The organism is Nocardioides albidus (assembly GCF_006335005.1).
GTDB lineage: Bacteria > Actinomycetota > Actinomycetes > Propionibacteriales > Nocardioidaceae > Nocardioides > Nocardioides albidus.
In genome coordinates this window covers 49,244-72,245 of the sequence record NZ_VDMP01000015.1, presented here as the reverse complement: position 1 = coordinate 72,245, position 23,002 = coordinate 49,244, and the positions used below count along the sequence as shown (strand labels likewise).

The 23,002-nt window shown below is 73.0% G+C and carries 20 protein-coding genes and 1 tRNA gene; 12 read left to right on the top strand and 9 right to left on the bottom strand.

What is annotated here, in order from left to right:
- Window positions 1-20: 20 nt before the first annotated feature.
- Genes FHP29_RS03145 through FHP29_RS03130 form a run of 4 tightly spaced genes read left to right on the top strand, consistent with a single transcriptional unit; the run spans window position 21 to window position 4,171 of the window.
- Window positions 21-788, top strand: a complete 768-nt coding sequence (locus FHP29_RS03145) for a DeoR/GlpR family DNA-binding transcription regulator (protein ID WP_139621413.1) — start codon at window positions 21-23, stop codon at window positions 786-788.
- A complete protein-coding gene (locus FHP29_RS03140) occupies window positions 785-1,777 on the top strand; it encodes a 1-phosphofructokinase family hexose kinase (protein WP_139621412.1) in 993 nt (330 codons plus the stop codon). Before FHP29_RS03145 ends, FHP29_RS03140 begins: the two co-directional genes overlap by 4 nt.
- On the top strand, window positions 1,765-3,879 hold the full coding sequence (locus FHP29_RS03135) for a PTS fructose transporter subunit IIABC (protein WP_139621411.1): 2,115 nt from the start codon (window positions 1,765-1,767) through the stop codon (window positions 3,877-3,879). Before FHP29_RS03140 ends, FHP29_RS03135 begins: the two co-directional genes overlap by 13 nt.
- Window positions 3,880-3,910: 31 nt before the next feature.
- Window positions 3,911-4,171, top strand: a complete 261-nt coding sequence (locus FHP29_RS03130) for an HPr family phosphocarrier protein (RefSeq protein WP_139621410.1) — start codon at window positions 3,911-3,913, stop codon at window positions 4,169-4,171.
- 57 nt (window positions 4,172-4,228) lie between these two features.
- Here the strand turns inward: FHP29_RS03130 and FHP29_RS03125 are convergent, their stop codons facing one another.
- From FHP29_RS03125 to FHP29_RS03115, 3 genes are read right to left on the bottom strand one after another with little or no spacing between them, the layout of a single operon-like run.
- Window positions 4,229-4,834 carry an acetoacetate decarboxylase family protein gene (locus FHP29_RS03125; protein ID WP_139621409.1) on the bottom strand — a complete coding sequence of 202 codons (606 nt, stop codon included), beginning with the start codon at window positions 4,832-4,834 and terminating at the stop codon, window positions 4,229-4,231.
- Window positions 4,831-5,499: a hypothetical protein gene (locus FHP29_RS03120; RefSeq protein WP_139621408.1), complete on the bottom strand. Its 669-nt coding sequence runs from the start codon at window positions 5,497-5,499 to the stop codon at window positions 4,831-4,833. Before FHP29_RS03120 ends, FHP29_RS03125 begins: the two co-directional genes overlap by 4 nt.
- Window positions 5,500-5,509: 10 nt before the next feature.
- Window positions 5,510-6,181, bottom strand: a complete 672-nt coding sequence (locus tag FHP29_RS03115) for a TetR/AcrR family transcriptional regulator (RefSeq protein WP_139621407.1) — start codon at window positions 6,179-6,181, stop codon at window positions 5,510-5,512.
- A gap of 80 nt (window positions 6,182-6,261) precedes the next feature.
- Here FHP29_RS03115 and FHP29_RS03110 point away from each other — a divergent pair, with 80 nt between their 5' ends.
- Entirely contained in the window at window positions 6,262-8,388 is a 2,127-nt protein-coding gene (locus tag FHP29_RS03110) for an MMPL family transporter (protein WP_139621406.1), read from the top strand.
- 174 nt (window positions 8,389-8,562) lie between these two features.
- Here FHP29_RS03110 and FHP29_RS21985 read toward each other — a convergent pair whose 3' ends face one another.
- The 3 genes from FHP29_RS21985 to rnhA form a co-directional block, all read right to left on the bottom strand.
- Window positions 8,563-8,739, bottom strand: a complete 177-nt coding sequence (locus FHP29_RS21985) for a DUF6104 family protein (protein WP_179650634.1) — start codon at window positions 8,737-8,739, stop codon at window positions 8,563-8,565.
- Entirely contained in the window at window positions 8,739-12,416 is a 3,678-nt protein-coding gene (locus FHP29_RS03105; protein WP_240044279.1) for a multifunctional oxoglutarate decarboxylase/oxoglutarate dehydrogenase thiamine pyrophosphate-binding subunit/dihydrolipoyllysine-residue succinyltransferase subunit, read from the bottom strand. The genes FHP29_RS21985 and FHP29_RS03105 overlap by 1 nt, the downstream gene beginning before the upstream one ends.
- A gap of 222 nt (window positions 12,417-12,638) precedes the next feature.
- Window positions 12,639-13,127, bottom strand: a complete 489-nt coding sequence (gene rnhA / locus FHP29_RS03100) for a ribonuclease HI (RefSeq protein WP_139621404.1) — start codon at window positions 13,125-13,127, stop codon at window positions 12,639-12,641.
- 70 nt (window positions 13,128-13,197) lie between these two features.
- Between rnhA and FHP29_RS03095 the strand changes: the two genes are divergently transcribed.
- Window positions 13,198-13,440: a Z-ring associated ZapG family protein gene (locus FHP29_RS03095; protein ID WP_139621403.1), complete on the top strand. Its 243-nt coding sequence runs from the start codon at window positions 13,198-13,200 to the stop codon at window positions 13,438-13,440.
- Between the two features lie 86 nt (window positions 13,441-13,526).
- Here the strand turns inward: FHP29_RS03095 and FHP29_RS03090 are convergent.
- Window positions 13,527-13,599 (bottom strand) — tRNA-Arg (locus FHP29_RS03090).
- Window positions 13,600-13,695: 96 nt separating this feature from the next.
- Between FHP29_RS03090 and argS the strand changes: the two genes are divergently transcribed.
- Entirely contained in the window at window positions 13,696-15,381 is a 1,686-nt protein-coding gene (gene argS, locus FHP29_RS03085; RefSeq protein ID WP_139621402.1) for an arginine--tRNA ligase, read from the top strand.
- Between the two features lie 11 nt (window positions 15,382-15,392).
- Window positions 15,393-16,778: a diaminopimelate decarboxylase gene (gene lysA / locus FHP29_RS03080; RefSeq protein ID WP_240044272.1), complete on the top strand. Its 1,386-nt coding sequence runs from the start codon at window positions 15,393-15,395 to the stop codon at window positions 16,776-16,778.
- Between the two features lie 17 nt (window positions 16,779-16,795).
- Here the strand turns inward: lysA and soxR are convergent, their stop codons facing one another.
- Window positions 16,796-17,257 (bottom strand): redox-sensitive transcriptional activator SoxR, encoded by a 462-nt coding sequence (soxR, locus tag FHP29_RS03075; protein WP_139621400.1) that lies wholly within the window; start codon window positions 17,255-17,257, stop codon window positions 16,796-16,798.
- 37 nt (window positions 17,258-17,294) lie between these two features.
- Here soxR and FHP29_RS03070 point away from each other — a divergent pair, with 37 nt between their 5' ends.
- Both FHP29_RS03070 and FHP29_RS03065 read left to right on the top strand, forming a co-directional pair.
- The gene (locus FHP29_RS03070) at window positions 17,295-18,260 is read left to right on the top strand and encodes a zinc-binding dehydrogenase (RefSeq protein ID WP_139621399.1); all 966 of its coding nucleotides are present in this window, start codon (window positions 17,295-17,297) and stop codon (window positions 18,258-18,260) included.
- Entirely contained in the window at window positions 18,257-19,594 is a 1,338-nt protein-coding gene (locus FHP29_RS03065; protein ID WP_139621398.1) for an MFS transporter, read from the top strand. The genes FHP29_RS03070 and FHP29_RS03065 overlap by 4 nt, the downstream gene beginning before the upstream one ends.
- On the opposite strand, the gene FHP29_RS03060 is transcribed toward FHP29_RS03065, so the two are convergent.
- A complete protein-coding gene (locus FHP29_RS03060) occupies window positions 19,591-20,541 on the bottom strand; it encodes a GlxA family transcriptional regulator (protein ID WP_139621397.1) in 951 nt (316 codons plus the stop codon). The two genes, FHP29_RS03065 and FHP29_RS03060, sit on opposite strands and share 4 nt — an antisense overlap.
- 136 nt (window positions 20,542-20,677) lie before the next feature.
- On the opposite strand from FHP29_RS03060, the gene FHP29_RS03055 reads away from it, so the two are divergent.
- A complete protein-coding gene (locus FHP29_RS03055; protein WP_139621396.1) occupies window positions 20,678-21,619 on the top strand; it encodes an NADP-dependent oxidoreductase in 942 nt (313 codons plus the stop codon).
- 77 nt (window positions 21,620-21,696) lie between these two features.
- Window positions 21,697-23,001, top strand: coding sequence for a homoserine dehydrogenase (locus FHP29_RS03050; RefSeq protein ID WP_139621395.1), 1,305 nt, complete (start codon window positions 21,697-21,699; stop codon window positions 22,999-23,001).
- Window position 23,002: the final 1 nt, after the last annotated feature.

The following is a 23,002-nucleotide window of genomic DNA, read 5'->3' as shown; positions in this document are numbered from 1 at the left end:
TCCGTGAGGGAGGTCACACCATGTATGCCGAGGAGCGCCAGCAGGCCATCGCCCGGCAGGTCGCCGACCGTGGCCGGATGTCCGTCGCGGAGATCGCCGACCTGTTCGACGTCACCACCGAGACTGTACGCCGCGACCTGACCGCCCTGGAGGGCATCGGCGTCCTACGGCGCGTCCACGGCGGCGCCGTGCCCGCCTCGGCCCTCTCGACCCTGGAGCCGGGCATCGTCGAGCGCGACGCCGCCAACATCGAGGCCAAGGCGCGGATCGCCCGCGCCGCGCTCGACGAGCTGCCGCCGCCCGGCGCGTCGATCCTGATCGACGCGGGCAGCACCACCGCGCGCCTCGCCGACGCGCTGCCGGCCAGCCACCGCCTGGTCGTCTTCACCCACAGCGTCTCGATCGCGGCCCGCCTCGCCGGCAACCCCGGCGTCGAGCTGCACCTGCTGCCCGGACGCGTCCGCACCCACACCCACGCCGCCGTCGGCGCCGTGACCGTGGCCGCGCTCGACGCGCTCCGGGTCGACGTCGCGTTCCTGGGCGCCAACGGGGTCAGCGTGGGCCACGGCCTCTCGACGCCGGACAGCGAGGAGGCCGCCACCAAGCGCGCGTTCGTGCACGCGGCGCACCGGGTCGTGGGCCTCGTCGACTCCTCCAAGGTCGGCGTCGAGAGCGCCGTGCGCTTCGCGACGCTCGACGAGATCGACGTCCTCGTCACGGACACCGGGCTGCGGACCGCGGACGGCAAGTCCCTGACCGCCGCCGGCGTCGAGGTGGTGACCGCATGATCGTCACCGTCACCCCCAACCCCAGCATCGACCGGACCGTCGTGCTCCCCGACGCGCTCGTGCGCGGAGGCGTCCACCGCGTGGCCGAGGTGATCGACCAGCCGGGCGGCAAGGGCGTGAACATCTCCCGTGCCTGCGTGGCGGCCGGCGTACCGACCCGTGCGGTCTTCCCGGCGGCCGGCGACGATCCCTTCGTGCGGGAGCTGGAGCAGCTCGGCGTGCCCTGCGCGCCCGTCCCGCCCGCCGGCCCGGTGCGCGTCAACCTCACCCTCACCGAGCCCGACGGGACCACCACGAAGCTCAACGCCTCGGGCGCCACGGTGAGCGACGCCGACCTCGACCTGCTCGCTCGGACCGTGCTCGAGCAGCCCGCGGAGGGCTGGGTCGTGCTCGCCGGCTCCCTCCCGCCCGGTGCCCCGGACGAGTGGTACGCCGACCTCGCCGGCCGCCTCCGCGCCGGTGGCCGCCGCGTCGCCGTCGACACCAGCGACGCCGCCCTGGAGGCCGTGGTGGCGCGGCTCGCCCCCGGCACCGCGCCGAGCCTCCTCAAGCCGAACGCCGAGGAGCTGGCCTCGGTCGGCGGCGACGACGTGGCCGCGCTCGAGGACGATCCGGTGCTCGTGGCCGCCGCCGCCCGCCGCCTCGTCGAGCGGGGCGTCGAGACCGTCCTCGCCACCCTGGGTGGCGCCGGAGCCGTGCTCGTCGACGCGACCGGGGCCTGGCACGCCGTACCCCCGTCCACCCGGGTCGTCAGCACCGTCGGCGCCGGCGACAGCAGCCTCTTCGGCTACCTCTCCGCCGCCCTCGCCGGCGCCTCGGCGCCCGAGCGGCTCGCCGCCGCCGTGGCCTGGGGCAGCGCCGCCGCCGGCCTGCCCGGCACGACCGTCCCCACCCCCTCAGACGTCCGGACCCAGGAGGTCCGGGTCCGCGCGCTCGACCTGCCGTCGAGTGCCACCGCCCACGAAGGAGAACCCTCATGGCAGAGCTGATGACGCCCGCGCTGGTCAGCCTGGACGCCGACCTCGGTGCCGACAAGGACGCGGTCATCGACGCCCTCGCGGCGGTCGTGACCGAGGCCGGTCGGGCCACCGACGTCGGCCAGCTGCGCGCCGACCTGCACGCCCGCGAGGCGAAGTCGGCGACCGGGATGAAGGACGGCATCGCGATCCCGCACTGCCGCTCGACCGCGGTCACCGAGCCGACGCTGGCGTTCGCCCGGCTCGCGCCCGGCGTGGACTTCGGCGCCAAGGACGGCCCGGCGGACCTGGTGTTCCTGATCGCGGCTCCCGAGGGCGGCGGCAACACCCACCTGCAGATCCTCGCCAAGCTGGCCCGGTCGCTGGTCAAGCCCGAGTTCACCGGCGCGCTGCGCGCCGCGACCACGCCCGAGGAGGTGGTGCGGATCGTCCAGGCCGTCGTCGCGCCCCCCGCCGCGGCTGCCGCGCCCGCCGCGCCGGCGGCAACCGTCGCGCCCACGGCGCCCGCGGCGCCCGCGGCGCCCGCCGCCGTACGACGCCTCGTGGCCGTCACCTCGTGCCCGACCGGCATCGCCCACACCTACATGGCAGCCGAGGCGCTCGAGGCGGCCGCGTCGCGCGCCGGCGTCGAGATCGCCGTGGAGACGCAGGGCTCCGCCGGCTCCACCCCGCTGCCGCAGGCCACCATCGACGCCGCGGACGCGGTCGTCTTCGCGACCGACGTGGGCGTGCGCGACAAGCACCGCTTCGCCGGGAAGCCGGTCGTCGCGACCGGCGTCAAGCGCCCCATCGACGACGGTGACGCCGTCATCGCCGACGCACTGCGCGCCGCGGACGACCCGTCCGCGGCACGGGTGGAGGGCACGGCCAGCTCTGCTGAGGCAGCCGCCGGCGGCCACGGCGGAGCGGGGGAGTCGTGGGGCGGCCGCGCCCGCCGCGTCCTGATGACCGGGGTGTCCTACATGATCCCGTTCGTGGCCGCGGGCGGTCTGCTGATCGCGCTCGGCTTCCTCCTCGGCGGCTACGACAGCGCGAACGTCGCCGGCGACATCCTCGTCAAGCACAGCCTGTTCGACCCGCCCTCGCCCTCGGCGTACGGACTCGACCACGTCGCCTTCGGGTCCGGGGTGCTGCTCTACCTCGGAGTGCTGCTGTTCGTCATCGGCAAGGCCGCCTTCGCGCTGTTCGTGCCGGCCCTGGCGGGCTACATCGCCTACGCCATCGCCGACCGGCCCGGGCTCGCGCCCGGCTTCATCATGGGCGCGCTCGCGACCAACCTCGCGGGCTTCGCGGCCGGCGACGGCGCCGCCGCCCCGCAGACGGGATTCATCGGCGCGATCGTCGGTGGCGTCCTGGCCGGCGTGGTCGCCCTGGCGATCAGCCGGTGGCGGGTCCCCGCGTGGGCGCGCGGTCTGATGCCGGTGCTCGTGATCCCGCTCCTCACCAGCATCGTCGCGGGCCTGGTCATGCTGCTCCTGCTCGGCCGGCCGATCACCTGGCTCATGGACCGTCTCAGCGACGGGCTCAACGGCATGAGCGGCTCCAACGCGGTCATCCTCGGCGTGGTGCTCGGCATGATGATGGCCTTCGACATGGGCGGTCCGCTCAACAAGGTGGCCTACAGCTTCGCCGTCGTCGGCATCGGTGGTGCCAGCCTCGCGAGCGACGCTCCCGAGCTGAAGATCATGGCCGCCGTCATGCTCGCCGGCATGGTGCCGCCGCTCGCGATGGCGCTCGCCACCGTTGTACGCCCCGCCCTGTTCAGCCCGGCCGAGCGGGAGAACGGCAAGGCGGCCTGGCTGCTGGGCGCGTCCTTCATCTCCGAGGGCGCCATCCCGTTCGCCGCGGCCGACCCGCTGCGGGTGATCCCGTCGATCGTCCTCGGCAGCGCGGTGACCGGCGGCCTCGCCGAGGCGCTGGACGTGAGCCTGCGCGCCCCCCACGGCGGCATCTTCGTGCTCTTCGCCGTCGACGGCGTCCTCGGCTTCTTCATCGCCCTGGTCGCCGGCGTGGTCGTCGCGGCCGCGGCCGTCGTCGTCCTCAAGTCGCTCGGACGCACGACGGAGCCCGACACCCGGCCCGACACCACCGCACCCGAGCCCGCCGTCGCCTGACGCCGATCACCCACCACCCGAGAGGAAATCCATGCACACCGTCACCGTCACCGTCGGCTCCGCCGTCGGCCTGCACGCCCGCCCCGCCCAGCTCATCGCCGAGGCCGCTGCCGACCTGGACTCCGAGGTCCTCATCGGGGTCCCCGGGGACGAGGCCGTCGAGGCCAGCTCGGCCCTGCTGATCATGACCCTCGGTGCCGGCAACGGCGATCAGGTCGAGGTCTCCGGCGAGTCCGAGGCCGACGTCGCCAAGATCGCCGCGCTGGTCGAACAGGACCTCGACGCCGAGTAGTCGCTGATCCGACGCTGTGCGGACCCCCTCGGCCGGTCGGTCCGGCCGAGGGGCGGGTCAGTCGAACGCGAGCCGGAAGTCGGCCATCCGGAACGACCCCAGCTGGCGGGCCTCGCGCATGAACCCGAGCGGCCCGTCGGCCGCGAACGTCCACCGGCCCCGGCACGGCAGTGCCTTGGCGGTGCCCTTCATCACGACGTCCGCGGTCTCGGGATGCTCCGCGATGCCGGGCTGCTCGACCAGGCCGGTGAACGGCGCTCGCACCGCGGCGCGCGAGACGTCGGTGAAGCGGGCCTCGACGATCGGTCGCCGCTCGACGGTGGCGGTCCAGTCGGTGGAGGTGACCGGTCCGCGGAAGCTGCTCTCCAGGTCGAAGTCGCACAGGTCCTTGGGGATCGCCCACAGGGCGCGCCCGCCGGCCCGCGAGGCGGGGGAGTCGACCCAGATGTCGGTGATCGTCACCGCGCCCTTGCCGGCGCTGTTGCGGACGGTCCGGGCCAGCAGCAGCTCGTGGTAGGTCAGCGGGCTGGGCTCCTCGTAGGACACCAGTGCGGCGCCGTACGTCCCCCGCGGGTGGCGCTCGTCGACGTCGTGCCCCAGCCGGAAGACCGAGAGCCACAACGATCCGTGCATGTGCCAGGGTGCCGGGGGATAGGGGTTCACCGGTCGTCCTCCAAGAAGAGCTGGGCGGTGTGCTCGAGCTCGGCCTCCATCGCGGCCGGCAGGGCGTCGGTCAGCTCGGCGGCGATCGGGCTCTGCTCGCGAGGTCCGAGCCCCGCCGCGGCCTTCTCGACGGCTGTGCCCACGTCGATGACGGTGGCCTGGCGGACGTAGGGCTGCTGGAGCTCCTTGGCGACGTACTTCGCCACGAACCGGCGCAGCTCGCCCTCGACGTTGGCCGCCCTGCTGGTGAACGAGGCGCGCAGGCCCTGCGCCCTGAGGCGGACGACCACCTGCGCGGGACGCGGCGGCGTCACCTCGAGGACGATCGCCAGGTCGGCGCGACCGCGCGCCGTGATGACCAGCGGCACCGTGATGTCGGCGTCGAAGTGCTGCCTGTCCATGCCGAGGTCGATGCTGAACGCCAGGGTGACCGGCAGGTCGATGTGGAAGGCGACGGGGTCGGCGCCGACGCGCTGTCCGGTGGCGGTGCCGATCGTCCCGGTCGCCGTCACCCTGGCGATCCGGCCCGGTCCCACGCCGAGGGGGCCGACGTCGATCGGGCGCCCGGCCAGCACGTTGACGCCGTCGAGCACGCGCTCGGCGGTGACGGCTGTCGCGAAGAAGCGCTCGCCCCAGGCCGCGTAGTCGATCAGCTCCTCGCTCACGCGGGAGACACTAGTGCTTGCGCGGTGCCCGAGGGCCGGTCGCCAGCCCGCGAATGACCAGGTCCAGCGTGCGGGCGATGGCGCTCTCGCGCTCCGCCTCGCCGAGCTCGGAGAGCGGCCCGTCGATGAGGAGCATCGCCAGCCCGTGCACCGCCGCCCAGGGGGCGGCCTCGCCGTCGGGACGGTCCTCCGGGGCGAGATAGCCCACCGCGACGAGCTCGTCGAGCATCTCGCCGAGGAGGAGGTACGGCGCCGGGTCGCCCATGCCGCTCCCCCCGTTGGCGCCGTCGTCCGGGATGCGGAGACCGCCGGTGAAGCAGGTCCGGAACACGCCCGGCTCCTGGATCGCGAACCTGATGTAGCCGCGGCCCGTCGACCGCAGGCGCTCGACGGCACGAGTCACGGGATCGCTGTCGGCCGGGACCTGGGCGAGGTAGTCGGCCATGGCCGCGACCATGCCGTCCATCGCGAGCGTGCGCGCCGCCTCGAGCAGCTCCGCCTGATTCTCGAAGTGGCGGTAGGCGGCCGTCGGTGTCACTCCGACCTCACGGGCCGCGCCGCGGATGGTCACCGCGTCGGGCCCTCCGGTCGCGGCCAGCTCCGCGGCCGCTCGGGCCAGCGCGTTGCGCAGGTCGCCGTGGTGGTAGCCGCGCTTGGCCTGCCGTGGCGTCGGGGTGCTCACCGGCACATGTTGACACCCGTACACATCTTATGCCAAGTTAACGGCAGCAAAGTTTACGGGCGTACACATGGGAGGTCGTCATGTTCGGCTGGATCGGTGGACTGGTCACGAGGCGGGCCCGCACGGTGCTCGCGCTCGGCCTGCTGGGGGTGGCTCTCGCGGCGGTCGTCGGTGTCGGCGCCTTCTCGAAGCTGCAGACGCAGGGCTTCGACGACCCGGACTCGGAGAGCAGCCGCGCGGCCGCCCTGCTCGAGGAGCGCTTCGCCGGGGGAGCCGACTACGTGCTCGTCGTCGAGGCCGCCGCGGGCGACGTGGACGCCCCCGCGGCGAGCGAGGCCGGCGCGGCGCTGACCGAGCGGCTGCGCTCGGACCCGGCGCTGTCCGACGTCGTCTCCTACTTCGACGGCCGGCCGGCCCCGATGCGCTCGACCGACGGGCGGTACGCGCTGGTCACGGCGTCGGTCGCTCCCGGCGAGGAGGCCGACCCCGCTGCGGTCCTCGACGAGTACGCCGGCGCCGACGGCCCGCTCAGCGTCGACGTCGCGGGCGGCGAGGTCGTCGGCGAGGAGATCGGAGCCCAGATCGGCACGGACCTCGGGCTGGCGGAGAGCATCGCGATCCCGCTCATCCTGGTGCTGCTGGTGCTCGCGTTCGGCAACGTCGTCGGCGCGCTGGTCACCCTGGGGGTCGGGGTCGCGGCCATCCTCGGCACCTTCGCCGAGCTGTCCGTCCTCGGCTCGGCGACCGACGTCTCGATCTACTCGGTCAACCTGACGACCGGCCTCGGCCTCGGCCTCGCGGTCGACTACGGCCTGCTGATGGTCGCCCGGGTGCGGGAGGAGCGCGCCTCGGGACGCACCCACGTCGACGCCGTACGACGCGCGGTGGAGACCGCCGGCCGCACGATCGCCTTCAGCGCCACCACGGTGGCCGTGGCCCTCGCCGCGCTGCTGGTGTTCCCGATGTACTTCCTGCGCTCGTTCGCCTACGCCGGCATCGGCGTCATGCTGATCACCGCCTTCGCCGCGGTCGTCGTCCTCCCGGCGGGGCTCAGCCTCCTGGGCGACCGGGTCGACGCCTGGCGGGTGCCGGGCGTGCGCGGGATCCGGGGCGAGGAGGCCCCGGCCTGGTCGCGTCTCGCGCGCTTCGTCGCCCGGCGCCCGCTGCTCAGCGCCCTCCCGGTGCTCGCCGGGCTGCTGGTGATGGCGGTGCCGCTCGCCGGCATCGAGCTCGGCACGCCCGACGACCGGGTGCTCCCGACGAGTGCCTCCAGCCGGCAGGCCGGCGACGTGCTGCGCTCCGCCTTCGCCGGCGACGGCACCCACCCGATCCAGGTCGTCACCACCTCCGCCGTGGACGAGGCCGACCTCGCGTCGTACGCCGCGAGGCTCGGCGAGCTGCCCGGCGTCGTCCGGGTCGACACCCGAGCCGGACGGGATGCCGACCTGGTCTCCGTCGTGACCGATCTCGACCCGATGTCGGGTGAGGCCCGCAGCCTGGTCGAGGACGTCCGGTCGGTGCCCACTCCCGCCGGTGGCGACGCGCTCGTCGGCGGCGCGAGCGCGGAGCTGCTGGACCAGATGTCCGGCATCGGCGCTCGCCTGCCCCTGGTCGCGGGCTGGCTGGTGCTGACCACCGCGGTGATCCTGTTCCTGTTCACCGGCAGCGTCGTCCAGCCGCTGCGCGCGCTGGCGCTCAACGCGGTGGGTCTCGGCGCCACGCTGGGGGCCATGGTCTGGGTGTTCCAGGACGGCCATCTGGCCGGGGTGCTCGGCTTCACCCCCCAGCCGATGGACAGCTCGATGATGGTCCTGCTGTTCTGCGTCGCCTTCGGCCTCTCGATGGACTACGAGGTCTTCGTGATGAGCCGGATCAAGGAGATGCGCGAGCGCGGGATGGCCAACGAGGAGGCGCTGGTGCACGGTCTGGCCCACACCGGCCGGATCGTCAGCACGGCGGCGGCGCTGATCGCGATCAGCTTCTTCGCCTTCCTGGTGAGCTCGGTCAGCTTCATCCAGTTCTTCGGGCTCGGCACCGGGCTGGCCATCCTCATCGACGCCACCCTCATCCGGGGCGTCCTGCTCCCCGCGAGCATCCGGCTGCTGGGGGAGCGGTCGTGGTGGGCCCCGCGCCCGCTGCGCGCGCTGCACCGCCGGTTCGGCCTCTCCGAGGCGGCGCGTCCGGCCCCGCGACCCGTCGCATCCTGACCTCGGAATCCCGTCGACCCGGCCCGTCCCTCCCCTCAAATGACATCGACCCGGCGCATCCTTACCCCAGAGAGGTAAAGATGCGCCGGGTCGACGTGATTTCCGGGTCAGGATGCGCCGGGTCGACGAGAATTCCGGGTCAGGATGCGCCGGGTCGACGTACGCGCGGCGGCCTCAGTCCTCGGGGTCGTCGAGGCGGGCCAGCCAGGTGGCGAACCGCTCGACGGCGACCTCGAACTCCGGGTGGGTGTCGACGAACTCCTGCAGCCGCTCGCCGAGCCACGCCAAGGTGACCTCCTCGTCGCCCCGGCGCTGCTCGAGCTCCTCGATGCCGCGGTCGGTGAAGTACATCAGTCGCCGAACGCCTCGCCGATGAGGACCTTCGCCTCCTCCTGGTGGCGCTTGGCCGTGCCGACCGCGGTGGTCGAGGACGCCGCGCGGGTGACGGGCTGGATGGCCCGGCCCAGCTCCGGCACCACGTTGAGGTAGAACGACGGCCACGGGCCCTGGTTGTAGGGCTCGTCCTGGACCCACTTGACGGTGGCGTTGGGGTACTTGTCGAGCTCGGCCTTCACCTGCGCGGTCGGCCAGGGGTAGAGCTGCTCGACGCGCAGGATCGCCACGTCGTCGCGCTCGGCCTTCGTGCGCTCGACCATGAGGTCCCAGGTGAGCCGGCCGGAGACCAGCAGCACCGTCTTGACGTTCGCGGGGTCGACCGTCGCGTCGCCGATCACCGGGCGGAACTCGCCGGAGGTGAAGTCGGACGGCACCGACGCCGCCTCCTTGCGCTTGAGCATCGACTTCGGGGTGAAGACGATGAGCGGCTTGTGCTCGCCACCCAGCGAGTGGCGGCGCAGCAGGTGGAAGTACGACGCCGGGGTCGACGGCTGGGCCACGACCATCGCCTCGTCGGCGCACAGCGCGAGGAACCGCTCGATGCGCGCCGAGGAGTGGTCGGCGCCCTGGCCCTCGTAGCCGTGCGGCAGCAGCAGCACGACGCCGGAGTCCTGGCCCCACTTGGTCTTGCCGGCGGAGATGTACTCGTCGATGACCGACTGGGCGCCGTTGACGAAGTCGCCGAACTGGGCCTCCCACAGCACGAGGGCCTCGGGACGGGCCACCGAGTAGCCGTACTCGAAGCCGAGCGCGGCGTACTCCGAGAGCAGGCTGTCGTAGACGAAGAACTTCGCCTGGTCCTCGGTGAGGTTGGCCAGCGGCGTCCACTCGTCGGCGTTGATCCGGTCGATGATCGTGGCGAACCGCTGCACGAAGGTGCCGCGCCGCGAGTCCTGGCCGGCCAGGCGGACCGGGCGGCCCTCCATGAGCAGCGAGCCGAACGCGAGGATCTCGCCGGTGCCCCAGTCGATCGGGCCGTCGGAGATCGCGGCGGCGCGGCGCTGGAGCTGGGGCATCACCTTCGGGTGGACGGTGAAGCCGTCGGGCGGGGTGACGTAGGCGTCGGCGATCCGCTTGAGGACCTCCGGGGTCACGGCCGTCTGGGTCTCCCCGACGGGCTTGTCCGGGTAGTCCGGGACGGTGGTCCACTCCGACGGCGCGGCGCTCGCCTCGCGCACCTCGGTGGAGACCCGCTCCAGCTGCTGCTGGTAGTCGCGCAGGACCTGCTCGGCCTCCTCGATGGTGATGTCGCCACGACCGATGAGGGACTCGGTGTAGAGCTTGCGCACCGAGCGCTTCTGCTCGATGAGGTCGTACATCAGCGGCTGGGTGTACGACGGGTCGTCGCCCTCGTTGTGACCGCGGCGGCGGTAGCACACGAGGTCGATGACGACGTCGCTGTTGAACGCCTGGCGGTACTCGAAGGCGAGCCGGGCGACGCGGATGCACGCCTCCGGGTCGTCGCCGTTGACGTGGAAGATCGGCGCCTGGACCATCCGGGCCACGTCGGTGCAGTAGAGCGTGGAGCGCGACGAGCCGGGGGAGGTCGTGAACCCGACCTGGTTGTTGATGACGACGTGGATCGTCCCGCCCGTGCGGTAGCCGCGCAGCTGCGAGAGGTTGAGGGTCTCGGCCACGACGCCCTGGCCGGCGAAGGCGGCGTCGCCGTGGATGAGCATCGGCAGGACCGGGAACTCGGCGCCACGGTCGAGCACGTCCTGCTTGGCGCGCGCGATGCCCTCGAGGACGGGGTCGACGGTCTCGAGGTGGGAGGGGTTCGCGGCCACGGAGACCGCGATGGTCTCGCCGGTGTCGGCGACGAAGGTGCCCTCCGCGCCGAGGTGGTACTTCACGTCGCCCGAGCCCTGGACCGTGCGCGGGTCGATGTTGCCCTCGAACTCGCGGAAGATCTGGTTGTAGGACTTGCCGACGATGTTGGCCAGCATGTTGAGCCGGCCGCGGTGGGCCATGCCGATCGCGACCTCGACCAGGCCGGCCTGTGCGGCCGCCTCGGCGATCTCGTCGACGACGGGGATGGTCGTCTCGCCGCCCTCGAGCGAGAACCGCTTCTGGCCGACGAACTTGGTCTGCAGGAAGGTCTCGAAGGCCTCGGCCTGGTTGAGCTTGAGCAGGATGCGCAGCTGCTCCTCGCGCGGCGGCTTGCTGTGCGGCTGCTCGACGCGCTCCTGGATCCACTGGCGCTGCTCGGGGTCCATGATGTGCATGTACTCGATGCCGGTGGTGCGGCAGTAGGAGTCGCGCAGGATGCCGAGGATGTGGCGCAGCTTCATGAAGCGCCGGTCGCGCCCGCCGAAGGAGCCGGTCGGGAACTCGCGGTCGAGGTCCCACAGGGTCAGCCCGTGCGACTCGATGCGCAGGTCGGGGTGGCTGCGCTGCTTGTACTCCAGCGGGTCGGTGTCGGCCATCAGGTGACCGCGCACGCGGTAGGCGTGGATCAGCTCGAGGATCCGGGCCTGCTTGTCGATCTCGTCGTCGTGCGAGGTCGCGATGTCGCTGTTCCAGCGGATCGGCTCGTAGGGGATCCGCAGGGCGCGGAAGATCTCGTCGTAGAAGCCGTCCTCGCCGAGCAGGTAGCGGTGCACGAGGCCGAGGAACTCACCCGACTGCGCGCCCTGGATGACCCGGTGGTCGTAGGTCGAGGTCATCGTCATGATCCGGGAGATCGCGTTGCGCGCGATGGTCTCCTCGGAGGCGCCCTGGAACTCCGGCGGGTAGTCCATCGACCCGACGCCGATGATCGCGGCCTGGCCCTGCATCAGCCGCGGCACCGAGTTGTTGGTGCCGAGGCCACCCACGTTGGTGAGGCTCACGGTCGTGCCGGAGTAGTCCTCCATCGTGAGCTTGTTGTCCTTGGCCTTGCGCACGATGTCCTCGTACGCCGTCCAGAACTGCGCGAAGTCCATCGACTCGCACGCCTTGATGCTCGGCGCGACGAGCTGGCGGGTGCCGTCCTTCTTCTGCTGGTCGATCGCCAGGCCCAGGTTGATGTGGGCCGGCGTCACCATGGTCGGCTTGCCGTCGATCTCGGCGTAGGTGTTGTTCATGGCCGGCAGCGCCTTGATCGCCTTGATGATCGCGTAGCCGATGATGTGGGTGAACGACACCTTGCCGCCGCGGGCGCGCTTGAGGTGGCTGTTGATGACGATGCGGTTGTCCCACAGCAGCTTGACCGGGATGTTGCGCACCGACGTCGCGGTCGGGACCGACAGCGAGATGTCCATGTTCTTGGCCGTCGCGGCCGGGATGCCGCGCAGCACGGTCAGGGTCGGCTCGTCCTTGGCGGTCACGGGGGCCGGACGCGGGGCGTCCTTCGGCGTCGGCCGCTCGGCGTCGGCCTTCGGCGGCGTCGGCGTCCTCGAGGAGGCGGGGCTCACCTGGGGCGCCGGCGTGGCCTTCGGGGTCGGGGCCGCCGGCGCCGCGGCGGCGGGAGCGGGAGCCGCGGCCGGCGGGGCGGCCGGAGGAGTCGCGGCCGCCGGGGCGCTGGCTGCCGTGGCGGTGGCTGCCGGAGCGGCCGCCGCGGTCGTCGTACCGTTGCCGCCGCTGCCGTTCCGGAAGTACGTCGCCCACGCGGGATCGACGCTGTTCGGATCGGCCTCGAAGCGCTCCTTCATCTCCTCCACGAGCCACTCGTTGGCTCCGAAGTCAGCAGGAACGGGAGATCCGGTGGACTGGTCTGACGACTGCGTCACGACGTGCTTCGCCTCTTCCGATGAGCGGGACGCACCCGCCGCCGATAGCGGGTGGCTGTCGACCGCCAAGGCTAGTCCCCCGAGAGGGCAAATACCGACCTGTGGTCACCCAATGTCTTCGAGGTGTTGTCGAACAGACACCGATCACGCCCCGAGGCGGGGCTCGGGAGCACCGACGACGCCGTCGCGCGCCTCGCGGGCACCGCGCCCGGCGAGCGCGTCGGCCCGCTCGTTGCCGGGGTCGCCCGCATGGCCCTTGACCCAGTGCCAGGTGACGTCGTGACCCGTCGCGGCGGCGTCGAGCCGGCGCCACAGGTCGTCGTTCTTCACGGCGGCCTTGGCCGTCGTGCGCCAGCCGTTGGCCTTCCACTTCGCGACCCACGACATGATCCCGTTGCGGACGTAGCTGCTGTCGGTGTGCAGGTCGACCGCCGAGCGCCGGTTGAGCGACTCCAGTGCCTGGATGGCCGCCATCAGCTCCATCCGGTTGTTGGTGGTGGCCGGCTCGCCGCCGTACAGCTCCTTCTCGTGCTGGCCGTACCTGAGCAGGGCGCCCCAGCCGCCCGGCCCCGGGTTGCCCAGGCAGGCGCCGTCGGTGTGGATGGTGACGCGGGAGGACGATTCGGTCGGCACAGGGGCAGAGCGTACGGCCCATGGACCCTCGAGAACCGGCGCCTCCAACCCTCCGCCCTACCCTCGCTGCATGGACGACGCGCCAACGCCCGCCGGTCGATCGGTCCGGACCTCCGCGTCCGGGACGTTCCGGAAGTCTGAGCTCAGCCTGGAGAAGGCCGGCTGGGTGACGGCGATCCTCTTCCCGCTCGTCGGCATCGTCATCGGGATCATCCTGACGAGGCGCGGCACCCGGTCCGGCGTCCAGGTCATCCTGCTGTCGCTCGCGATGGCGATGCTCACCGGGATCCTCCTGCACCAACGGTCGGCCTGAGGTCGAACGAACCATCCTGGCCGGACACGTGGTCGGGTACGACGCAGGCCCTCGACCTGCTGATGCAGGCCGGGGGCCTTCTCGTGCGCCTCCGGCAGGATTCGAACCTGCGACACCTGGTACCGGAAACCAGTGCTCTATCCCCTGAGCTACGGAGGCAATGCCCCCGATCTGTGCAGGTCGGGGGCGCGGTGAGGAACCTTACCGGTCGATATCGCTGCGGAGGAAACCGGTGCCCGCCGATACCCTTGCCGCGTGACTCCTGCTCAGCTCTCCGCCACGATCGTCGACGCCCTCTCGGCGCTCGTCGCGCACGGCGATCTCGCCCTGCCCGACGGCGTCCCCAGCGAGGTGACGGTGGAGCGACCGCGGCAGAAGGGGCACGGCGACTACGCCACCAACGTCGCGCTGCAGCTGGCGAAGCGGGCCGGCACCAACCCCCGGGCGCTCGGCGAGCTGCTGGCCGCCCGGCTCAGGGAGGCCGACGGCATCGCGGCCGTCGAGCTGGCCGGCCCCGGCTTCCTCAACATCAGCGTCGAGGCCGGCGCGCAGGGCCAGGTGGCGGCCGAGGTCGTCGCGGCCGGAGCGTCGTACGGACGCACCGAGACGCTGGGCGGTCAGCGGATCAACGTCGAGTTCATCTCGGCGAACCCGACCGGCCCGCTCCACCTCGGCCACACCCGGTGGGCGGTGCTCGGCGACGCCATCGGCCGGGTGCTGTCGGCGGCCGGCGCGGACGTGACGCGCGAGTTCTACATCAACGACCGCGGCGTGCAGATGAACCACTTCGCCGACTCGATCATCGCCGCGGCGCTCGGCCGGCCCAAGCCCGAGAACGGGTACGCCGGCGAGTACATCGAGGACCTCGCCAAGGCCGTCGAGGCGGCCAGCCCCGGCATCTTCCAGCTCGAGGGCGAGGAGCGGCGCAGCGCGGTCCGGGCCAAGGGCTACGAGATCCAGCTCAAGGAGCAGCAGGAGACCCTCGACCGGTTCAACACCCACTTCGACGTGTGGTTCTCCGAGCTCTCGCTCCACGACTCCGGATCGGTGCCGGAGACCCTGCAGCGGCTCACGGACCTCGGCCACGTCTACGAGGAGGGCGGCGCGCTGTGGATGCGCACGACCGACTTCGGGGACGACAAGGATCGGGTGCTCATCAAGTCCGACGGCGAGCTGACCTACTTCGCCTCCGACACGGCGTACTACCTCAACAAGCGGGCGCGCGGCTTCGAGCACTGCATCTACCTGCTCGGTGCCGACCACCACGGCTACGTCAACCGTCTGCGTGCGATGGCGGCCTGCGTCGGGGACGACCCGGACCAGACCCTCGACGTGATGATCGGGCAGCTCGTCAAGATCCTGCAGGGCGGCGAGGAGCTGAAGCTCTCCAAGCGGGCGGGCACGATCGTGACCCTCAACGACCTCGCGGAGGAGATCGGCGTCGACGCGCTGCGCTACTCCCTGGCGCGCTACCCGGCGGACTCCCCGCTGACCCTCGACGTCGTCGAGATCACCAAGGCGTCCAACGACAACCCGGTCTACTACGTGCAGTACGCCCACGCGCGGACCTGCCGGATGATCGCCAACGCCACCGACCTCGGCATGGCGCTCCCCGAGGGCGCCGCGTCGGACGGCGGCTTCGACCCGAGCCTGCTCGACCACGAGCGGGACGGCGAGCTGCTGCGCGCCCTGGCCGAGTACCCGCGCGTGGTCGCCAGCGCCGCCGAGCTGCGCGAGCCGCACCGGGTGGCGCGCTACCTGGAGGACACCGCGTCGGTGTTCAACAAGTGGTACGACACCAAGGAGTGCCGGATGCTGCCGCAGGGCGACGAGCCGGTGTCGGCGGCCAACCTGGCGCGCCTCGTGCTGGTCGTGGCGACGCAGACGGTGATCGCCAACGGCCTGGGCCTGCTCGGCGTCTCGGCGCCGGAGCGCATGTGATGGCGGCCGGCATGCACCGGGTGCCGCCCGGCGACTACGCCGGCACCTCGCCGCACTGGCTGCGCGAGCCCGTGGACGTCGATGCCCTGGTCCCGGTGCTGTGGTCGTCGACGGCCCGCAAGGACGACGACGGCGTGCTGCACGTCGGCGGGCTGGCGATTCCCGACCTCGTCGCCGACGTGAACACCCCGGCGTACGTCCTCGACGAGGACGACTTCCGCTCGCGCGCCCGGGCCTTCCGCGACGGCTTCGCCGGGTACGACGTCTACTACGCTGGCAAGGCGTTCCTGTGCACGGCCGTCGCCCGCTGGGTCGCGGAGGAGGGGCTCTGCCTCGACGTGTGCAGCGACGGCGAGCTGACCGTGGCCCTGCGCGCGGGCACCGACCCGGCGCGGATCGGCTACCACGGCAACAACAAGACCGCGATGGAGCTGCGTCGCGCGGTCGACGCGGGCGTCGGTCGGATCATCGTCGACTCCTTCCACGAGATCGAGCGGGTCGCCGACGTGGCCCGCCAGCTCGGCGTACGCCAGAGCGTGATGGTCCGGGTGACCGCCGGCGTCGAGGCGCACACCCACGAGTTCATCGCCACCGCCCACGAGGACCAGAAGTTCGGCTTCTCGATCTCCTCCGGCGACGCCTTCGAGGCGGCGTCGCGCGTCGTCGCCCACGACAGCCTCGAGCTGCGCGGCCTGCACAGCCACATCGGCTCCCAGATCTTCGACACCTCGGGCTGGGAGGTCGCCGCTCGCCGGGTCCTCGCCCTGCACGCGCGGATCGGCGCCGAGCTCGGCACCGTCCTCCCCGAGCTCGACCTCGGCGGCGGCTTCGGCATCGCCTACACCACGCAGGACGACCCGGCCGACCCCGCGCTGCTCGCCGAGCAGATCACCAAGATCGTGACGGGGGAGTGCGCCGCGCTCGGCCTGGACGTGCCGCACCTGTCGATCGAGCCGGGCCGGGCCATCGTCGGGCCCGCGATGTGCACGGTCTACACGGTCGGCACCGTCAAGCAGGTCGCCCTCGACGGCGGCGCCACCCGCACCTACGTGTCGGTCGACGGGGGGATGAGCGACAACATCCGCCCCGCCCTGTACGACGCCGACTACTCCTGCACCCTCGCCTCGCGCGCCTCCTCGACCGAGCCCGTGCTGGCGCGCGTGGTCGGCAAGCACTGCGAGTCCGGCGACATCGTGGTCAAGGACGAGTTCCTGCCCGGAGACATCGCCCCCGGCGACCTGGTCGCCGTCCCCGGAACCGGCGCCTACGGCCGGTCGATGGCGTCCAACTACAACCACGCCCTCCGGCCGCCGGTGGTCGCCGTCAAGGACGGCGCGGCCCGGGTGGTCGTGCGTCGCGAGACGGTCGACGACCTCCTCGCCACCGACATCGGCTGACTGCGCCCGGCCGAGCGTCAGCCGCGCCCGACGAGCCGGACCGGGCCGTCGCCGTACTGCTCGAGGACGTCGCCGGGGTTGGCCAGCGTGCACGACTTCAGTGACAGGCAGCCGCAGCCGATGCAGTCGTCGAGGGTGTCGCGCAGTCTCTCCAGTCGGGCGATGCGGTCGTCGAGGCTGCTGCGCCAGGTCCGCGACAGCCGCGCCCAGTCGGCCTTCGTCGGGGTGCGGCCCTCGGGGAGGGTGGCGAGCGCGTCACGGATCTCCGCGAGCGAGACGCCGACGCCCTGGGAGACGCGGATGAACGCGACCCGGCGCAGCACGTCGCGGTGGTAGCGCCGCTGGTTGCCGGCGGTGCGCACGCTGGTGATCAGCCCCTCGCGCTCGTAGTAGTGCAGTGCCGACACGGCGACGCCCGAGCGGTGGGCGACCTCGCCCGGCGTGAGGTCGTGGCTGCGGAGGGTGCGGTTGAGGTCCATTTGACCTCAACCCTAGTTCAGGTTGTCGAATGCCGTCATGCATGCGATCCGTCACCATGCCTTCGGGCCCGCCGATCTCCTCCGCCTCGAGCAGCTGCCCGACCTCGAGCCCGGCCCCGGTCAGCTCCGGATCGCGGTCGAGGTCGCCGGCGTCCACCTGCTCGACACCTCGATCCGGGCAGGGGAGTCCTTCGGCGCCGGTGACCCGCCGGAGCTTCCGGTCGTCCCCGGTCGCGAGGTCGCCGGCGTCGTCGACCGGGTCGGCGACGGCGTGGACGGGAGCCGGCTCGGGCAGCGCGTCGTGGCGCATCTCGGCTTCGCCGGAGGCGGGTACGCCGACCAGGCGGTCGTCGACGCGAGCCGCGCCCACCCGCTGCCGGACCACCTCGACGCCCCCACGGCGGTCGCGGCCATCGGGACCGGCCGGACGGCCGCCGCCGTCCTCGAGTTCGCGGAGATCGCCCCGGAGGACATCGTCGCCGTCACCTCGGCCGCCGGCGGACTCGGCACCCTCCTGCTCCAAGGAGCGCGCGCCGTCGGCGCGGCGGCGATCGGCATCGCCGGCGGACCCGACAAGGTCGCCCTCGCGGCGAGGTACGGAGCCGACCCGGCGCTGGACCGTCGTACTCCCGGCTGGATCGACGACGTCGCCGCGCACGGACCGCTCACCCTCGTCCTCGACGGCGTCGGGGGAGAGGTCGGCCAGGCGCTCTACGACCGGCTCGCCCCCGGCGGCCGCCTGGTGCGCTACGGCTGGGCCTCCGGCACGCCGAACGCGTACGACGACCCGCAGCGCCGCGTCGTCGACGTGCTCGGCCCGCCGATCATGAGCCGGTTGGCCGAGTTCGAGCGGGCCGCCCTCGACGCCGCGGCCGACGGCACCCGGGTCCCGTACGTCGGCAACGCCTTCCCCCTCGCCGACGCGGCCGCGGCCCACCGCGCCCTGGAGGCGGGTGCGACCATGGGCAAGGTGGTCCTCCTGGTCGAGCGGTCCGCGCGGTGACCGCGCTCGCCGAGCCCACGGCGAGCTCGCCATGGCGGGGGCGCCACGGCCGGACCACGGTCGGTGTCTTCTCCTTGGCCTTCCTCTTCGCCTTCGAGGCGCTCGCCGTCGCGACGGTGATGCCCGACGTGGCCGACGACCTCGACGGACTGAGCTGGTACGCCGTCGCCTTCGCCGCACCGCTCGCCGCGTCGGTCGTCGCGCTCGCGGCCGCCGGCGCCGAGGTCGACCGCCGCGGCCCCGGGCCGGCCCTGCGCGGAGGTCTGCTGATCTTCTGCGCCGGCGTCGTGATCGCCGGCCTCGCCCCGTCGATGCCGGTGTTCCTGCTCGGCCGCCTCGTCCACGGGTACGGCGGAGGCGTGCTCGGCGTCGCGCTCTATGTCGTGATCGCCCAGGCCTATCCGGCGGACCTGCGGCCGCGGGTCTTCGCCGTGCTGACCACCGCCTGGGTGCTGCCCGCGCTCGTCGGGCCGGTGCTCGCGGCCCAGGTGGCGGCCGCGGTCGGCTGGCGCTGGGTGTTCCTCGGCGTCCCCCTCGTCGCGGTGGCTGCCTGGTTGCTCGTCGCCGACGCGCCGTCCCGTCCGGGCCTCGACCGATCCGAGCCCGGCCGGCTGCGGTTCGCACTGCTCGCGGCCGGCGGCGTGCTGCTGGTCAGCCTGGCCGGCCAGCGCACCCTGCCGGCCTGGCCGGTGCTCGTGGCCGTGGGCCTGGTCGCGATCGGCACCGGCGCCCGCCGACTCCTGCCGCCGGGCACCCGGCGGATGGGCCGCGGTCTCCCCGCCGTCCTCGGCTCGAGAGCCGCGATCGGCACCGCCTTCGCCGCAGCGGAGGTCTACATCCCGCTCCTGCTCACCCTCCAGCGCGGCCTCTCCCTGGCCCAGGCCGGTTGGGTGCTGACGGTCGGCGCCGTGACCTGGTCGACCGGGGCCGTCCTGGCCGCCCGCTGGCGCCTGCTGGCCGACCAGCCGCGGAGGGTCAGGCTCGGTGCCGTGCTTCTCGGCGGCGGCATCGGCGGCTTCGCCCTGGTCGCCGCTCCGGGCATGCCGCTCGTCGTACCCGTCCTCGGGTGGGCCGTCGCCGGGCTCGGCATCGGCATGGCCTTCTCCACGCTGTCGGTGCTCGCCCTCGCGACCGCGCCGGCCGGAGAGGAGGGGCGCACGTCGTCGGCCCTGCAGCTCAACGACTACCTCGCCAACAGCGCCGGCCTGGCCCTCGGCGGAGTCGTCTTCGCCGGGTTCGCGGTCACGGCGCCGGTCGCGGCGGCCACCGGCCTCGTCCTCGCCGCGGCCGTCGTGGCGGCGCTCGCCCTGGTCCCGGCGGCTCGACTGGGCTAGTTGAGCGCCCGCACCGAGAAGCGGGAGCGGTACTGCTGCGGGGACAGCCCCACGCGGTCGCGGAAGTGCTTGCGCAGCGCGGCCGCCGTACCGAACCCGGCGAGGTCGGCGACCCGGTCGACGCCCGCGTCGGTGGTCTCCAGCAGCTCCTTGGCCCGCTCGACCCGGGCCTGGGCCAGCCAGTCGCCGAGGGTGACACCGGTCTCCGCGCGGAACCTCCTCGTGATCGTCCGCACGCTCAGGCCGAAGGCGGAGGCGACCTCGTCCAGGCTGACCGGCCGGTCGAGGCGGTCCAGGAGCCAGGCGCGGACGTCGGAGGTGGTCCCCGGGCCCTCGGCCACGACGGGACGCGCGACGAACTGCGACTGCCCGCCGCCGCGGTGCGGCGGGGCGAGGGTCGCCCGCGACACGTCGCCGGCCACCGCCGCGCCGAGGTCCTTGGCGATGATGTGCAGGGTCAGGTCGATCGCGGCCGAGGCGCCCGCCGCGGTCAGGACGTCGCCCTCGTCGACGAACAGGGCGTCCGGCCGGAGGTCGACCTGCGGGAACGCGGCCCGGAACCGCTCCGCCTTGCGCCAGTGGGTCGTGGCGGCCCGGCCGTCCAGCCGTCCGGAGGCGGCGACGGTGAAGGCGCCGGTGCAGTACGACACCACCCGCTGGGGACGGCCCGCGAGCCCGATCGGGTCCGCGCCGTCGAGGGCCGTGTCCCACGGAGGTACGACGATCGTGTCGACCTCGTCGAGCACCGAGCGGTCCGCGGCCACGGTGACCGAGAAGTCGGCGGAGGTCGTGACCGGCCGCCCGTCCAGGCTGCACGTCACCACCTCGTAGGCGGGCCGGCCGTCGACCGCGGCGGCGCCGAAGAACCGCGAGGCGATGCCGAGCTCGTAGGCGTAGACGCCCGGCAGGGCCACGACGCCAATGCGGTGCGGGGTGGCGGGACGCATGGCCAGATCATGACATATATCGACCATCCGGCCACTGGTGAGCGATCCGTTCTGCCGGGAGGCTTGAGGCTCCGCAAGCCAGAGAACACGGCGAGAACACGCCAGAGAACACGCCAGAGAACACGGAGGAGAAGTCATGCGCGCAGTGCGCTACAGCGCGGCCGGCGCCGCGGCCGAGGTCATCGAGCTGGTCGAGATCGCCGACCCCGTCCCCGCGGACGACGAGGTGCTCGTGCGCGTCGCCGCCGTCGGCCTCAACCCGATCGACGTGAAGATCCGGGCGGCCGGGAGCGACGTCGGCCCGATCGAGTACTCACCCCTGCCGGGGTGGGACGTGGCCGGCGAGGTGGTCGCGACCGGTGCGGCGGTGACGTCGCTCGAGGTCGGTGACGCGGTGTTCGGGCTGGCCCGCTTCCCGCGCGCGGCGCACACCCTGGCCGAGCTCGTCGCCGTACCGGCGGCCGATCTGGCGAAGGCGCCGACCTCGTGGAAGGTCGAGCAGCAGGGCGCCGCTCCGCTGGCCGTGCTCACCGCCTGGCATGCCTTCGAGGCGGCCGGTCTCGTCGGCGACGCCGCCGGCGAGCGGGTGCTCGTGCTCGGCGGCGCCGGCGGAGTCGGCCACCTCGCCGTCCAGGTCGCCAAGGCGCGCGGCGCCCACGTCGTCGCGACGGCCAGCCCGGCCAAGCACGCCCTCCTCGCCGAGCTCGGTGCCGATGAGACGGTCGACTACCGCGACCAGGCCGCGCTGGCCGCGATCGAGCCGGTCGACGTGGTGCTCTCGACCATCGGCGACGGCGTCCCGCCGCGCGGCGCGGTGAAGGAGGGGACCGCCGTCATCACCATCACCGGCTTCCCCGACGGCGCGGTCGAGGCGCTGCGGGCCGCCGGTGCCACCGGTCTCGAGCGGATCATGGTCGCCGCCGACGGGGCGGCCCTGGAGGAGGCCGCGGCGCTCGCCGACGCGGGCCGGCTCACCGTCGTGATCGACTCGGTCTTCGGACTCGCCGACCTCGTCGCCGCCCAGGAGCGGCTGGAGACCGGCCGGGTCACGGGCAAGGTGGTCGTCACCGTTCCCTGAGCCCGCCGCGGGCCGCAAGGTGTCCGCGTTCTGCCGTCGCTGACGGGAGGGTCCACGGCCGCCGATACGATCTGGGGGTGAACAGTCCTCTCAAGGTTGCCGTGCTCGGCTGCGGGTCGGTGGGGTCGCAGGTCGTGCGCCTCCTCCGTGAGCAGGCCGACGACCTGGCCGCCCGGATCGGGGCCCCGGTGGAGCTGGCCGGGGTCGCCGTACGACGCCTCGACGGCGCTCGCGAGGTGGAGGTCCCGGCCGAGCTGCTCACCACGGATGCGGCGGCCCTCGTCGCGCGCGACGACGTCGACGTCGTGATCGAGGTCATCGGCGGCATCGAGCCGGCCCGCTCGCTCATCCTGTCCGCGCTCGAGCACGGCGCCTCGGTCGTCACGGCCAACAAGGCCCTGCTCGCCGAGGACGGAGCGACGCTGTTCGAGGCCGCGGAGAAGGCCGGTCGCGACCTCTACTACGAGGCGGCCGTCGCCGGCGCCATCCCGATCCTGCGCCCCCTGCGGGAGTCGCTGGCCGGTGACAAGGTGACCCGGGTGCTCGGCATCGTCAACGGCACGACCAACTTCATCCTCGACAAGATGGACACCTCGGGCGCCGGCTTCGGCGATGCGCTCGAGGAGGCCCAGGCGCTCGGGTACGCCGAGGCCGACCCGACCGCCGACGTCGAGGGCTTCGACGCCGCGGCGAAGGCCGCGATCCTGGCGAGCCTGGCGTTCCACTCCCGGGTGACCGCCAACGACGTGCACCGTGAGGGCATCACCGAGGTCAGTGCCGGCGACGTCCGCTCGGCCCGCGACATGGACAGCGTCGTCAAGCTGCTCGCGATCGCCGAGCTGCGCACCGACGATCAGGGTGAGGAGGCGGTCAGCGTCCGCGTCCACCCGGCGATGATCCCGAGGTCGCACCCGCTGGCCAGCGTGCGTGAGGCGTACAACGCGGTGTTCGTGGAGTCCGAGGCCGCCGGCCAGCTGATGTTCTACGGCCCCGGCGCCGGTGGCTCCCCGACGGCGAGCGCCGTCCTCGGTGACCTCGTCACGGTCGCCCGCAACCACCGCCAGGGCACGCGCGGCGTCGGTGAGTCGGCGTACGCCGACCGGGCCGTGCTGCCGATGGGGGAGACCCGCACCCGCTACCACGTCGCCATCGACGTCGACGACAAGGCGGGCGTGCTCGCGGCGGTGGCATTGGCCTTCGCCGAGCACGGCGTCTCGATCCAGACCGTTCGTCAGGAGGGGCGGGGCGACGACGCCCAGCTCGTCGTGGTCTCGCACGAGGCGACGGATGCGGCGCTCGCCGCGACCGTCGACCACCTGCGTGGCATGGACATCGTGCGCGAGGTCACCTCGGTGATGCGCGTCGAGGGAACCGAAGAGTGAG

What these genes read in the sequence shown, in the direction of transcription:
- FHP29_RS21985 (WP_179650634.1), bottom strand. Translation starts at nt 8,739, where the DNA reads ATGTACTTCACCGACCGCGGCATCGAGGAGCTCGAGCAGCGCCGGGGC.
- lysA (WP_240044272.1), top strand. Translation starts at nt 15,393, where the DNA reads ATGCACCGGGTGCCGCCCGGCGACTACGCCGGCACCTCGCCGCACTGG.
- FHP29_RS03055 (WP_139621396.1), top strand. Translation starts at nt 20,678, where the DNA reads ATGCGCGCAGTGCGCTACAGCGCGGCCGGCGCCGCGGCCGAGGTCATC.
- soxR (WP_139621400.1), bottom strand. Translation starts at nt 17,257, where the DNA reads ATGGACCTCAACCGCACCCTCCGCAGCCACGACCTCACGCCGGGCGAG.
- FHP29_RS03095 (WP_139621403.1), top strand. Translation starts at nt 13,198, where the DNA reads ATGGACGACGCGCCAACGCCCGCCGGTCGATCGGTCCGGACCTCCGCG.
- FHP29_RS03060 (WP_139621397.1), bottom strand. Translation starts at nt 20,541, where the DNA reads ATGCGTCCCGCCACCCCGCACCGCATTGGCGTCGTGGCCCTGCCGGGC.
- FHP29_RS03105 (WP_240044279.1), bottom strand. Translation starts at nt 12,416, where the DNA reads ATGAAGGAGCGCTTCGAGGCCGATCCGAACAGCGTCGATCCCGCGTGG.
- FHP29_RS03140 (WP_139621412.1), top strand. Translation starts at nt 785, where the DNA reads ATGATCGTCACCGTCACCCCCAACCCCAGCATCGACCGGACCGTCGTG.
- FHP29_RS03070 (WP_139621399.1), top strand. Translation starts at nt 17,295, where the DNA reads ATGCATGCGATCCGTCACCATGCCTTCGGGCCCGCCGATCTCCTCCGC.
- FHP29_RS03110 (WP_139621406.1), top strand. Translation starts at nt 6,262, where the DNA reads ATGTTCGGCTGGATCGGTGGACTGGTCACGAGGCGGGCCCGCACGGTG.
- FHP29_RS03135 (WP_139621411.1), top strand. Translation starts at nt 1,765, where the DNA reads ATGGCAGAGCTGATGACGCCCGCGCTGGTCAGCCTGGACGCCGACCTC.
- FHP29_RS03130 (WP_139621410.1), top strand. Translation starts at nt 3,911, where the DNA reads ATGCACACCGTCACCGTCACCGTCGGCTCCGCCGTCGGCCTGCACGCC.
- FHP29_RS03145 (WP_139621413.1), top strand. Translation starts at nt 21, where the DNA reads ATGTATGCCGAGGAGCGCCAGCAGGCCATCGCCCGGCAGGTCGCCGAC.